This is a genomic window from Rhabdothermincola sediminis, from assembly GCF_014805525.1.
In the GTDB taxonomy this organism is placed as follows: Bacteria; Actinomycetota; Acidimicrobiia; order Acidimicrobiales; family Acidimicrobilacustridaceae; genus Rhabdothermincola; species Rhabdothermincola sediminis.
In genome coordinates, this window is the sequence record NZ_JACFSZ010000001.1 from 215823 (window position 1) to 227741 (window position 11919).

Here is an 11919-nt window from a genome sequence, read left to right on the forward strand (position 1 = left end):
GCGATCGCGGTGGGGCTGCTCCCGCTCGCCGAGGCCCGCCGGCACGTGCTCGAGCGCTGCCCGCCCCTCGCGCCCGTCTCGATGCCGGTCGGCGACGCGCTCGGATGCGTCACCGCGGCGGCGGTGGTGTGCGAGGAGCAGGTTCCCCCGTTCGACAACTCGGCCATGGACGGCTTCGCGCTCCGCTCGGCCGACGTGGCGGGAGCTGGCCCGGCCAGCCCGGTCGTGCTCCGGGTCGTCGGCACCTTGCACGCCGGCGCCCCGCCCGACCTGGCGGTCGGGGAGGGCGAGGCGGTGCGCATCATGACCGGCGCCCCGTTGCCCGCCGGCGCCGATGCAGTGGTGATGGTGGAGTCCACCACCGAGCTCGACGGCGGCGCGGCGGTCGAGGTCCGCGAGGCGGTGCCCGCCGGCCGGAACGTGCGGCCCGCCGGTGACGACCTGCGCCCCGGTGAGGTGGTGATCGAGGCAGGGGTCGAGATCACCCCGGCTCGGGTCGGTGTGCTGGCCACGCTCGGCCGGGAGACCGTCGACGTGCATGCCCGGCCTCGGGTGGGGGTGCTCTCGACGGGCGACGAGCTCGTCGACGGGCCCGGCGCGCTGGGCCCCGGCCAGATCCGGGACTCGAACCGCCCGATGCTGCTGGCCCTGGTGCATGCCTCGGGCTTCGTCCCCGTCGATCTCGGGCGGGTGCCGGACGACCTGGGGGTCATCCGGGCCGTGCTCGGCTCGGCGTCGAGTGCCTGCGACGCGGTGATCACGAGCGGTGGGGTGAGCATGGGTCAGGCCGACCTGGTCAAGGTGGTGCTCGACGAGGCCGGTGAGCTGTGCTGGATGCAGATCGCGATCAAGCCCGCCAAGCCCTTCGCGTTCGGCGCCCTGGCACCGGGTGGCAGTGGCGTGCGGGTGCCCGTGTTCGGTCTCCCGGGCAACCCCGTGTCCTCGGTGGTGTCCTTCGAGCTGCTGGCCCGGCCGGCGCTGCGTCGGATGGCGGGCTTCCCCGCCGATCAGCTCGACCGGCCCCGCGTGGTGGCGGTGGCCGACGCCCCGCTGCCACGCCGACGCGACGGCAAGGTGCACTTCGTGCGGGTGGTCTGCCGCTACGGCGAGGACGGCGCGTACCACGTGCGCTCCGCGGGAGGGCAGGGCTCGCACCAGCTCGGCGCGCTCACTGGCGCGAACGCGCTGGCAGTGCTGCCGGACGGTGACGGTGCCGGCTTGGGCGACGCGGTGGAGGTCATCCTGCTCCAGCCCTGACTTCGGGCCCGCGCCAGCGGGCTTCCCGGGCGCGTAGCCTGGCAGGCGATGGGGCAGAGGCTTGTGGACTCGTTCGGCCGGATGCACCGCGACCTGCGCATCTCGGTCACCGACCGGTGCAACTTCCGCTGTACCTACTGCATGCCCGAGGAGGGCATGGCCTGGCTGCCACGCCGGGAGCTGCTCACCTACGAGGAGATCGAGCGGGTGGCCCGCCTATTCGTCGAGCGCTACGGGTTCGAGAGCATCCGCCTCACCGGTGGGGAGCCCACCGTGCGGGCCCATCTGCCGGTGCTCATCGAGAAGCTGAGCCGGCTCCCGGTCGACCTGGCGCTCACCACCAACGGCGTCTCGTTGCGCCTCCTCGCCCGCGACCTCGCCGTCGCCGGCCTCACCCGCATCAACATCTCGCTCGACTCGCTGCGGGCGGAGCGCTTCGCGGCCATGACACGCCGTGACTCGCTGGCCGAGGTGTTGGCGGGGATCGACGCCGCCCTCGATGCCGGGCTGGCGCCGGTGAAGGTCAACGTGGTGGTGATGCGCGGCGTCAACGACGACGAGCTGGTCGACTTCGCGGCGTTCGGCCGGGCTCGTGGGGTGACCGTGCGTTTCATCGAGTACATGCCGCTCGACGCCGCGGGCGCGTGGACCAACGAACAGGTGGTGGGCCGGGACGAGATCGTGGCGACCATCGGTTCGGTCTTCCCGCTGGAGGCCGTGGGTCGTCCCGATGGGGCCCCGGCCGAGCGATTCCGCTTCGCCGACGGTGGGGGCGAGATCGGGGTGATCCCGAGTGTCACCAACCCGTTCTGCGGCTCCTGCGACCGGGTGCGTCTCACTGCGGAGGGCCAGCTGCGGAACTGCCTCTTCGCCCTCACCGAGCTCGACCTGCGGTCGCTGCTGCGCCGGGGCGCGTCCGACGACGAGATCGGCGCGGCCATCCAGCAGGCGGTTGCCACCAAATCGGCCGGTCACCTCATCAACCAGCCGGTGTTCATCCGCCCGCCGCGCAGCATGAGCCAGATCGGCGGCTGACCACCTCGGTTCCGGTCGCCCTGCCGCAGGAGCCGGTCGGCCCGACCACCTAGACTCGGCGCCCATGTCCGACCGCGGCCTCACCCATCTCGATCCTCTCGGCCGGGCGCGCATGGTCGACGTGACGCCCAAGGAGGCCACCCACCGCCGCGCCATCGCCCGGGGCCGGGTGACCATGTCACCCGAGACCGCGTCGCTCGTCGCTCGCGGTGCCATCACCAAGGGCGACGTGCTGGCCGTGGCCCGGGTGGCGGGCATCCAGGCCGCCAAGCGCACGCCCGACCTGATCCCGCTGTGCCACCCCTTGCTGGTGGGGTCGGTCCTCATCAACTTCCGTATCGAGGACAGCCACATCGAGGTGGAGGCCCAGGTCGACACCGTCGACCGCACCGGCGTCGAGATGGAGGCCATGACCGCCTGCTCCGTGGCCCTGCTGACCATCTACGACATGTGCAAGTCCGTCGACCGCTCGATGGTCATCGGTGAGGTCGCCCTGTGGGAGAAGACGGGTGGGCGCTCGGGGCCGTACCGGCGGGACCCGACCGACACCCTCGACTTCTAAAGACCGGCCCCGATCTCCCACCCCGGTCGGCCTCGGGTCGGGGCATCAGGTGGCGGTTGTCGCGCGTTCGTAGTAGAAACGTAACGAAAGCGTGAGCCAGGCCCTCCCGGCAGGGCCATCCACCACTTTCCGCACCGCCGTGACTACGGTCACCCGACAGCAAAGGTAGGCAACGGAGCGTGACACTCATGGTGCTGTTCCTGCTGGCGGCCCTGTGGGCGGTGTATCTGGCCTCATGGTTCCGGGGCCGCAGCGAGCGGAGCGTCAACTCCATCTCCTCGTTCAACAAGCACCTCTCGGTCCTGGAGCGCACCTCGCCGGCCCGCCACGGGCTGCCGGCGGTGAAGACCCACACCTCGCGGGCCACCGTCACCCCGCTCTACGGCCCCGTACCGGTGGTCGGCCGCCGACCGGGCACCATGACCGTCAGCGAGGCCCGCCGCCGCCGGCGCGACGTGCTGTTCGTGCTGGGTGGGGCTGCGCTGGTCACGCTGTTGCTCGCGGTCGTGGCGGGCGGCATCTTCGTGTGGATGCAGGTGCTTGCCGACGTGCTCCTGCTCACGTACGCGGGCCTGCTCGTGCGAACGCAGCAACTCGCCGCCGATCGCCGTGCGAAGGTCCGTTACCTCGCCTCCCCGGTGGGCATGGCTGCTGAGCCCGCCTACTACCTGCCCCGGTCCGCCTCGGCGAACTGAGCGGCGGAGGCAGCGTGCCCGGCGCGGCCGGACCCGACCGTGCCGCTTTCCGCCAGCAACTCGACGCGGCGATCGAGTCCATCGACGCCCAGCTGCGGGCGGCGCACGAAGCCCGCGAGCAGGCGCTCCCGGCCTGTCGGCGCGTGATCCGGGCCGCAGGCAGCTCGATCCGCTCGGTCCACCGGCTCGAGGCCGATCGGGCCGCCGCCCTCGCCGCCGAGGCGGAAGCGGCCCTGCGGGAGGCGCAGGAGGCGCTGGCCCCGTTCCCCGAGGTGGCCTATGCCGGGTTCCTCCACGACGCCGAGAAGGAGTACGCCGAGGCTCGCTTCACCGCCGCGCTGGTGGCGGGCGGCGTACTACCTGGCCCGGCGGAGCTCGGCGTGGCCCCGGCCTCGTGGTTGCGGGGCCTGGCGGAGGCGGCCAGCGAGCTGCGCCGGCACGCGCTCGACCGTCTGCGCGACGGCGACCTGTCCGCGGCGGAGACGCTGCTCGGGGTCATGGACGACGCCTACGACTCGTTGATGGCCATCGACTACCCCGACGCCATCACCAACGGCCTGCGCCGCACCGTCGACGCCCTCCGGGCCGTGCTGGAGCGCACCCGCGGGGATGTCACCGCCACCGCGGTGCAGGCCCGCCTCCAGCGGGCACTAGAGGAGGCGCAGGGCATCTGAGACCCCCGAGGGGTTTCGGAGGGTGGAGGCGCCCCGGCTATCCTGAAGGGTCCCCTGGGGGTGTAGCTCAGCTGGCTAGAGCGCTTCGGTCGCATCGAAGAGGCCGTGGGTTCGAATCCCATCACCTCCACTGGTCGCTCGTCAGAGCCCCACGACGGTGACGTTGGGGTGGGCCGCGGCGAGTCGCTGGAGGTCATCGGAGTCGCCCGCGAGCACCATCGCGCGCCCGCGCTCGACGGCTGCGGCCACGGCGTGCGCGTCCGCCAGGAAGGACGAGTCGGCTCTGGACGCAGCCAGGACGGCACCCACCGCCCGGGCGAAACCTCGATCCTTGTCGCGGACGCTGATCCAGCTCTGGCGGCTCAGGTACCTGGTCGACGCGTTCCACCGCAGCTACCGGACCACCCCTTCGGCGAAGAGGGTGTCGATCTCGGCCGACGAGAAGCCGCGCTCACCGAGCACCTCGCGGGTGTGGGCGCCGACGGCCGGCGCCGGGTCACCGGGTCGAGGTCGCATGCCGTCGATGACCGGCGCGGGGCCGGGTTGGCGGATGCGGCCCATGACCGGATGGTCGACGACCTCGAGGATGCCGGAGGCCGCGATCTGCGGGTCGAGATGCAGCTCGTCCGACTCCCGCACCGGTGCGCACGGCACGTCTGCTCGTCGCAGCCGCTGGACCACCTCCTCGGTCGGTAGCTCGCGGATACGTTGCCGCACCGCCCGCATGATCGCCGCTCCGCCGGCCATGCGGGCGCCCGTGTCGCTCAGGTCGCCTCCGCTGTCGTCGCCCTCCTCGGTGAGGATCGCGCTCACCAGCCCGTCCCACTGCTTCGCGGTCAGGGTCACCAGCACCACGTGACCGTCGGCGGTGGGCGTGGTGCGGAAGCTGCGGCTCACTGGTGGTAGGAGCTCGACGTTCTCGAGGCAAGTGCCGTTCATCATCCCGTCCGGCCACAGGAACGCCAGAGCGACGTCGAGCATCGACACGTCGATGCGCACCCCCAGGCCGGTGGACACCCGCTGCAGCAGCGCCGCGGTGATCGCCTGGGCGAGGGTGTACGCGCTGGCCTTGTCGATCACCCCCTGCCGCACCAGGTCGGGTCCGTCGTTGCCCGCTTGGATGGCGGCGAAGCCCGACAGCGCTTGCACCACGTGGTCGTAGGCCGGCTGGGTGGCGAGGGGGCCGTGCGGACCGAAGCCGCTGATCGATCCGTAGACGAGGCGGGGGTTGGCGGCCATGAGCCGGTCGGCGTCCAGCCCCATGCGCTCGACCACCCCGGGGCGGAAGTTCTGCACGAACACGTCCGCGTCCGCCGCCAGGCGCCGCACCACCTCGACCCCCGCTCCGGTCGACAGGTCCACCGCGATCGATCGCTTGCCCCGGTTGAGGTTGGCGAAGTAGGCGCTCATGCCGCCGTTGCCGGTGCCCACGGTGCGGATGAGATCCCCCTCGGGCGGTTCGACCTTCACCACGTCCGCGCCCTGGTCGGCCAGCACCATGGTGGCCAGTGGCCCCGACATGTTGCTGGTGAGATCCACGACCCGGATGCCCTCCAGCGGGCGGAACCCTCGCTCCGTCATGGCCGGGCAACGTAGTGGGTCCTCGTGGCCTGCGAGCGGCCGAGTACTGGGACGGCGCCGCGCGCCGGCGACGTGGGCCCCGTACGCTTCGGCGGTGAGCGACGGGCAGGCCAACGGCGTCGAGCGCGGGAGTGACGGGCGGCGGCGGTGCGGGTGGTGCATCTCGGGCCCCGACTACCTCGCCTACCACGACCAGGAGTGGGGCCGTCCCGTCGTCGACGACATCCGTATCTACGAGAAGCTCTGCCTGGAAGGCTTCCAGTCGGGGCTCTCGTGGCTCACGATCCTGCGCAAGCGCGAGGGGTTCCGCCGGGCGTTCTGCGGTTTCGATCCCGAGCAGGTGGCCCGCTTCGGCGAGCAGACCGTCGAGCGGCTGCTCGCGGACGCCGCCATCATCCGCCATCGAGGCAAGATCGAAGCGGCCATCGCCAACGCTCGCGCCACACTCGAGGTGCAGGCCCGACATGGATCCCTCGGCGCGCTGGTGTGGTCGTTCGAGCCCCCGAGGCGGCGCCGGGCGCCGCAGCGCCTCGACGAGCTCGCATCGGCGACACCGGAGTCCACGGCGCTGGCCAGGGAGCTGAAGCGGTTCGGCTTCCGGTTCGTGGGCCCGACCACCGCGTACGCGGCGATGCAGTCGCTCGGACTGGTGAACGATCACCTGGCCGGCTGCCACGCCCGCCCGGCATGTGAGCGGGAGCGCCGGGCGCTGGGGGCGAGGCCGGTCTGACGCGATCGAGCCGACGCTGACGCGGACGCCGCTCAGATGGTGCCGGCCCAGATGAGCGCCGTGGCCACCGCCGCCGCCCCGAGTCGGTACCAGCCGAAGATGGCCAGGCTGTGGCGTTGCAGGTAGCCGACCATCCACCGGATGGCCACCGCGGCCGCCACGAACGCCACCACCAGGCCGACCAGCGGGTTGAACCAGCCGTAGGCGTCGAGCATGAGTGATCCGTCCTTCAGCGCCTCGTACGCGGTGGCGGCACCGAGGGTGACCAGGCCGAGCAGGAAGCTGAACTCCACCGCGGCTCCCAGGCTCAGCCCGACCGCCAGCCCGGCGAGGATCGTCACTAGGCTCCGGCTGGTGCCCGGCCACAGCGCCAGGCACTGCACCACCCCGATGACGAGCGCCTGGCGGGCGCTCAGGGTCTCGAGGGCGCGGCCTCCGGCGTGGCGCTCCCAGCGAGGGGCGACCAGCAGGATCACCAGCCCGCCCACCGCCCAGGCGATGACCACCGGCCCCGCGCCGAGCAGGTGTTCTTTGATGGGTCGCTCGAACGCCAGGGCGATCACCACCGCCGGCAGGAACGCCAGCACCAAGCCGGTGAGGATCCGGCGGCCTTCGGGGTCCCGCCCGAGGATGCCGACCACCATCGACCGCAGCCGCCGGAAGTACAGGAGCACCACGGCGAGGATGGCGCCGGCTTGGATGGCGATCGCGTAGGCATCCGCGGCCGGTTTGGTGGCGTCGGTCTCGCCGATGCCGAGCAGCCGCTGGGCCACCAGCAGGTGGCCGGTGGAGCTGATGGGCAGGAACTCGGTCACGCCCTCCACCAGCCCGAGGACCGCGGCCTTGCCCCCGGTCATCTCCGAGCCCGCCGCGGCCGGGTCCGCAGGTTCGGAGGTCGCGGGAGCGGCCATGGCCCGCACCGGCCCGAAGAGGGCCACGGCGATCACGAGTGCCGCGAGCGCGAGCAGGGAACGGTGAGGTTGTGGGCGGGTGGGGGGCACGGCAGCGGACGCTACCGCGGTGGATCCCTACGATGGCTTCATGCGCCCCACGGCTCCTGAGCTCACCCGCCCTCTCACCGACCCGCGCTTCTACGCCGGTGACCCCTTCCCCCTCTATGCCCGGCTGCGGGCCGAAGCTCCCTTCGTGTGGCACGACGAACCGGGATTTTGGGTGGCCAGCACCTACGACGACGTCATGCGCATCTCGAAGGACCCGGAGACCTTCTGCTCGGGCAAGGGGGTGCTGCTCATGGATCTCGGTCGGGAGCTGCCGGAGATCCCCGGTGCCCTGCTCTACGTCGATCCCCCCGAGCACACCCGGTACCGCCGGATCGTGCAGCCGGCCTTCGCGCCGTCGCGGGTCAAAGCACTCGAGCCCGCTATCCGGGCGCAGGCGGTGAGGCTGCTCGACGCGCTGCCCGAGGGCGAGGTCGTGGATCTGGTCCAGGCGGTGGCCGTCCCCTTCCCGCTGGTGGTGATCGCCGAGCTGCTCGGGGTACCGGCGGAGGACTGGCGCCGGTTCTACGAGTGGTCCGACCACGCGATCGCGGCTGGCACCCAGCAGACCGACGAGAACATGGCCGCGCTGGCCGAGATGGCGGAGTTCTTCCTGGGGGTCATCGCCGAGAAGCAACAGCACCCGGGTGATGACCTGGTCTCGGTGTTGGCCACAGTCGAGGTCGACGGCGAGCGGCTCAACGACGGCGAGCTGATGATGTTCTGCGGTCAGCTCCTGGTCGCCGGCAACGAGACGACCCGCAACCTGGTCTCGGGCGGGCTGGTGGCGTTGGCGGAGCATCCCGACCAGTGGTCACGCCTGCGGGCCGACCGGACGCTCGTGCCCAGCGCCATCGAGGAGCTGCTCCGCTGGACGACCCCGGTGATCAGCTTCTTCCGCACCGCGACCCGGGAGGTGACGATCCACGGCCAGCGCGTGCACGCTGGCGACCCGGTGATGCTGCTGTACGCATCGGCCAACCGGGACGAAGCGGCGTTCGGCCCGACGGCGGGCCAGCTCGACGTGGCTCGGGATCCGAACCAACAGGTGGCGTTCGGGTTCGGGCAGCACTATTGCCTGGGCGCGGCGCTCGCCCGCCTCGAGGGTCGGGTGATGCTCGAGGAGATCCTCGACCGGTTCGAGGATCTCGAGCTCGCCGGTGAGCCCGGCCGGCTCGAGTCCGCGGGCGTGGTGTCCGGCTGGACCAGCGTGCCGATGATCCTCCGGTGATCGCTGGGCGACCCACCACCACGTGGTACGTCGCCGTGCGATGAGCCGTCAGGTGAAGATGATCTGGCCCCCGGCTGCCTGTTCGTAAGACTCCCCCACGGTGATGATGTCCTGCACCTGCTCGACGAAGTCGTCGCGGTCGAGACCGAACATGTCCACGGACGCCTTGCACGCGTAGAGCCCGGCACCGGTGTCGGCGATCATCTCGACGAACTCGGGGATCGGCGGGATGTCGAGCTCGGACATCTTCTTCTCCATCATGTGGGTGGCGAGCGCCGACATGCCGGGCAGGCCGCCAATGAGAGTGGCCAGGTGCATGCCGGGATTCCCGACCGTGGCCACCTTGATGTGGTCGTGGCGCTTCTTGTGGATGGCGTCGAGCCCGAAGAAGGTGAAGAACAGGTTGGCTTCGATGCCCTCGGCCCGCGCTCCGTTGGCCAGGATCAGGCCCGGGTAGATGCCTTCGAGCGATCCCTTCGAGATGATGATCGAGACCTTCTGGATGGGTTCAGCTCCCATCGGCGTCCTCCTCGCTGGTGGCTCGTGGTGCTCAGATGCAGCCGCGGGGCTTGGGGATTCCGGCGATCTTGGCGGCCACCTTCGCGGGGCCCTTGGGGAAGAGCTGGTAGAGCTCCTTCACGGAGACTCCCGAGGTCTTGCCGAGCACGCGCACCGTGGGGCCGGTTCCCTTCTTGGCGTACTCCTTGCGCATGAACTCGATGACCTGCCAGTGCTTTGGCGTCAGCTCGGCGATGCCTTCCTGCCGGGCCAGCTCGGTCGCCATCTCGGGCGTCCACTGCTCGGGGTGCTCGAAGAACCCTTCGTCGTTCACCTCGACGGTGGTGCCGGCGATGGTCTCGGTGGGCATGGGGAGCTCCTTTCGTCGTGCGCTCGTTCGTGCTCGGTTCGTGCGGGCCCGTTCAGGGCCGGTGCTTGCCGGCCATCGACATGGCGGCGTGGATGCCCGGGATGTCCCGGCCGGGGAGCAGCACGTGCCAGTAGAACCACTGGAACATGAGCTTCCCCAGGTGGTTGAGGCGGGACTCGGCGAGCAGGGGCATCGGTCCCATCCGGCCGGGGAAGTGGCCGGGCAGGGGCTCGGTGTCGAAGTTGAAGTCGATGAGCAGCGCCTTGTCGAAGCCGGTCTCGATGAAGCAGTTGGCGTGGCCGTCGTACGACGCGGGAAGCGGCCGCCCCTCGAGGTAGGCCACCACGTCCGCCTCGAGCACTTCCCCCTGGAAATGGGTGACCGCCCCCGCGTTCGACGCCGGGACGTTCGCGGCGTCGCCGAGGGCGAACACGTTCGGCTTGACCTTCGACTGGAGGGTGTGCTCGTCGGTGGGCACGAAGTCGAGCTCGTCGCCGAGCCCGGGTGAGCGACCGACGTACGGCGCGCCCGCGTGGAGGGGGATCACCACGGCCAGATCGAAGGGCACCTCGCGCTCGTCGTAGGAGATCAGCCGGCCCCCGGCGCCGTCGACCTCGCCGGTGTTGAACTCGGTCTCAAGGTTGACGCCCTTCTCGGCGAGCAGGTCGGCGAGGGTGCTCGCCGCGACGGGCTTGGTGAAGGCCGCGTCGAGTGGGGTGACGTAGGTGAGATCGACTCGGTCCCGGATGCCTCGTTCGTGGAATTACCAGTCGGCGAGGAAGCAAAACTCCAGCGGCGCGACGGGGCACTTGATCGGCAGGTCGATGACGTTGACCACCAGCCGGCCACCGTCGAAGCCCGCCAGTGCCCGCTCGAGCGCAGTCGCGCCGGCGAGGTCGTAGAAGGTGAAGATCCGCTCCATCCATCCCGGCCCGGTCAGGCCGTCCGTCTCCTCTGGGCGCAGCACGGCACCCGTCGCCACCACCAGCACGTCGTAGGGAAGCGTGGTGCCGTCGACGAGGCGGATGCGGTCGGTGGCGAGGTCGACGGCGTCGATCTCGCACTGGATGTAGTTGATCTCCCCTCGCAGCTGCTGCCGCCGTGGCCGGACCAGGTCTTCGCGGTGGGTGAGCCCGAACGGCACGAACAGCAGCCCCGGCTGGTAGACATGCTCGCCGTCGTCGAGGTGCGGTGACGGATACGGGTTGATGTCGGGATGATGCTGCGATGACCGCGTCGCCGGAGGACATCGAACGGGCCGCCGCCGTGCTGCGCGCCGGTGGGCTGGTGGCGTTCCCGACCGAGACTGTCTACGGGCTCGGCGCCGACGCCGTGAACCCCGCCGCCGTCCGCCGGGTGTTCGAGGTGAAGGGCCGCCCCGCCACCCACCCGCTGATCGTGCACCTGGGCTCCGCCGCGGCGCTCGACCGTTGGGCGGTGGACGTGCCACCCGCCGCCCGTCTGCTGGCGGAGGCCTGCTGGCCGGGCCCGCTCACCATGCTGCTCCGGCGTTCGCCCTCGGTTCCCGACGTGGTGACCGGGGGCCGGGACACGGTCGGGTTGCGGGTGCCCGCCCATCCGCTGGCCCTGGCACTGCTGGAGCGGTTCGGCGGGGGTGTGGCCGCTCCCTCCGCGAACCGCTTCGGCCGGGTCAGCCCCACGACCGCGGCCGACGTGCAGGCCGATCTCGGCAGCGACGTCGACCTGGTGCTCGACGGTGGTCCCTGCCAGGTGGGCGTGGAGTCGACGATCGTGGACCTCACGGGTGCTGAACCGGAGGTGCTGCGCCCCGGCGGGGTGAGCTTCGAGCGGCTCGAGGAGGTGCTCGGCCGACCCGTCGGGCTGTGGCTCGGCGACCGGGACGTGGCGGCGCCGGGAACCCTGCCGGCCCACTACGCGCCTGCAGCGCGGGTGGAGGTGCTCGACGACGTCTCGGCCGTGGCGGAGCGGGCCGCGCAGCTGCTGGTGACGGGCCGGCGAGTGGCGGTGCTGGCGCCGGTGGCGCTGGCCGGGCTGCCGGACGGGGTGGTGGAGCTGGAGCCGGCGGGTGGCCCGGAGTCCTACGCCCGGGTGCTCTACGGTCGCCTCCGCCAGGCGGACCGCCTGGGGGTGGAGGTGGTGCTGGCGGTGCCACCGGAGCGGGTGGGGGTCGGTGTGGCGGTGCGCGATCGGCTGATCCGGGCGGCCGCTGCTGGCCGCGCCGCTCCCGGTCACGGATCATCAACCTAGAGAAGGGAGCCTCCCGGCGGGAACGGCACGAGTGGTGCGATGGTCACTCGCTGCGGTCC

General features: G+C 71.4%; 15 protein-coding genes and 1 tRNA gene. 9 read left to right on the forward strand and 7 right to left on the reverse strand.

Features of this window, described 5'->3' with window-relative positions; translation table 11 throughout:
• The first annotated feature begins 9 nt into the window (after positions 1-9).
• The 6 genes from HZF19_RS01130 to HZF19_RS01155 all read left to right on the forward strand — a co-directional run bounded on the left by HZF19_RS01130 (position 10) and on the right by HZF19_RS01155 (position 4353).
• A complete protein-coding gene (locus HZF19_RS01130; RefSeq protein ID WP_208026883.1) occupies positions 10-1257 on the forward strand; it encodes a molybdopterin molybdotransferase MoeA in 1248 nt (415 codons plus the stop codon).
• A gap of 48 nt (positions 1258-1305) precedes the next feature.
• On the forward strand, positions 1306-2292 hold the full coding sequence (moaA, locus tag HZF19_RS01135; protein WP_208026884.1) for a GTP 3',8-cyclase MoaA: 987 nt from the start codon (positions 1306-1308) through the stop codon (positions 2290-2292).
• Positions 2293-2356: 64 nt separating this feature from the next.
• On the forward strand, positions 2357-2854 hold the full coding sequence (gene moaC, locus HZF19_RS01140; RefSeq protein WP_208026885.1) for a cyclic pyranopterin monophosphate synthase MoaC: 498 nt from the start codon (positions 2357-2359) through the stop codon (positions 2852-2854).
• A 179-nt stretch (positions 2855-3033) separates the two neighbouring features.
• Positions 3034-3549: a hypothetical protein gene (locus tag HZF19_RS01145; protein WP_208026886.1), complete on the forward strand. Its 516-nt coding sequence runs from the start codon at positions 3034-3036 to the stop codon at positions 3547-3549.
• Between the two features lie 14 nt (positions 3550-3563).
• Positions 3564-4223 carry a translin family protein gene (locus HZF19_RS01150; RefSeq protein ID WP_208026887.1) on the forward strand — a complete coding sequence of 220 codons (660 nt, stop codon included), beginning with the start codon at positions 3564-3566 and terminating at the stop codon, positions 4221-4223.
• A 56-nt stretch (positions 4224-4279) separates the two neighbouring features.
• A tRNA-Ala gene (locus HZF19_RS01155) sits at positions 4280-4353 on the forward strand.
• A gap of 11 nt (positions 4354-4364) precedes the next feature.
• On the opposite strand, the gene HZF19_RS01160 is transcribed toward HZF19_RS01155, so the two are convergent.
• Together HZF19_RS01160 and HZF19_RS01165 are read right to left on the reverse strand one after the other, a co-directional pair.
• The gene (locus HZF19_RS01160) at positions 4365-4532 is read right to left on the reverse strand and encodes a hypothetical protein (RefSeq protein ID WP_208026888.1); all 168 of its coding nucleotides are present in this window, start codon (positions 4530-4532) and stop codon (positions 4365-4367) included.
• A gap of 84 nt (positions 4533-4616) precedes the next feature.
• Entirely contained in the window at positions 4617-5804 is a 1188-nt protein-coding gene (locus tag HZF19_RS01165) for a CaiB/BaiF CoA transferase family protein (protein ID WP_208026889.1), read from the reverse strand.
• 94 nt (positions 5805-5898) lie between these two features.
• Here HZF19_RS01165 and HZF19_RS01170 point away from each other — a divergent pair, with 94 nt between their 5' ends.
• Positions 5899-6534, forward strand: coding sequence for a DNA-3-methyladenine glycosylase I (locus HZF19_RS01170; RefSeq protein WP_307781106.1), 636 nt, complete (start codon positions 5899-5901; stop codon positions 6532-6534).
• A gap of 32 nt (positions 6535-6566) precedes the next feature.
• Here the strand turns inward: HZF19_RS01170 and HZF19_RS01175 are convergent, their stop codons facing one another.
• A complete protein-coding gene (locus tag HZF19_RS01175; RefSeq protein ID WP_307781107.1) occupies positions 6567-7535 on the reverse strand; it encodes an undecaprenyl-diphosphate phosphatase in 969 nt (322 codons plus the stop codon).
• Between the two features lie 40 nt (positions 7536-7575).
• On the opposite strand from HZF19_RS01175, the gene HZF19_RS01180 reads away from it, so the two are divergent.
• Positions 7576-8763 (forward strand): cytochrome P450, encoded by a 1188-nt coding sequence (locus HZF19_RS01180; protein ID WP_208026891.1) that lies wholly within the window; start codon positions 7576-7578, stop codon positions 8761-8763.
• 48 nt (positions 8764-8811) lie between these two features.
• Here the strand turns inward: HZF19_RS01180 and HZF19_RS01185 are convergent, their stop codons facing one another.
• The 4 genes from HZF19_RS01185 to HZF19_RS01200 form a co-directional block, all read right to left on the reverse strand.
• Positions 8812-9282 carry a DsrE/DsrF/DrsH-like family protein gene (locus HZF19_RS01185; RefSeq protein ID WP_208026892.1) on the reverse strand — a complete coding sequence of 157 codons (471 nt, stop codon included), beginning with the start codon at positions 9280-9282 and terminating at the stop codon, positions 8812-8814.
• Positions 9283-9313: 31 nt separating this feature from the next.
• Positions 9314-9631 (reverse strand): TusE/DsrC/DsvC family sulfur relay protein, encoded by a 318-nt coding sequence (locus HZF19_RS01190; protein ID WP_208026893.1) that lies wholly within the window; start codon positions 9629-9631, stop codon positions 9314-9316.
• A gap of 52 nt (positions 9632-9683) precedes the next feature.
• Positions 9684-10199 (reverse strand): NAD(P)/FAD-dependent oxidoreductase, encoded by a 516-nt coding sequence (locus HZF19_RS01195; RefSeq protein ID WP_208026894.1) that lies wholly within the window; start codon positions 10197-10199, stop codon positions 9684-9686.
• 195 nt (positions 10200-10394) lie between these two features.
• Positions 10395-10775: an NAD(P)/FAD-dependent oxidoreductase gene (locus HZF19_RS01200; protein ID WP_208026895.1), complete on the reverse strand. Its 381-nt coding sequence runs from the start codon at positions 10773-10775 to the stop codon at positions 10395-10397.
• Between the two features lie 83 nt (positions 10776-10858).
• Between HZF19_RS01200 and HZF19_RS01205 the strand changes: the two genes are divergently transcribed.
• Entirely contained in the window at positions 10859-11860 is a 1002-nt protein-coding gene (locus HZF19_RS01205) for an L-threonylcarbamoyladenylate synthase (RefSeq protein ID WP_208026896.1), read from the forward strand.
• Positions 11861-11919: the final 59 nt, after the last annotated feature.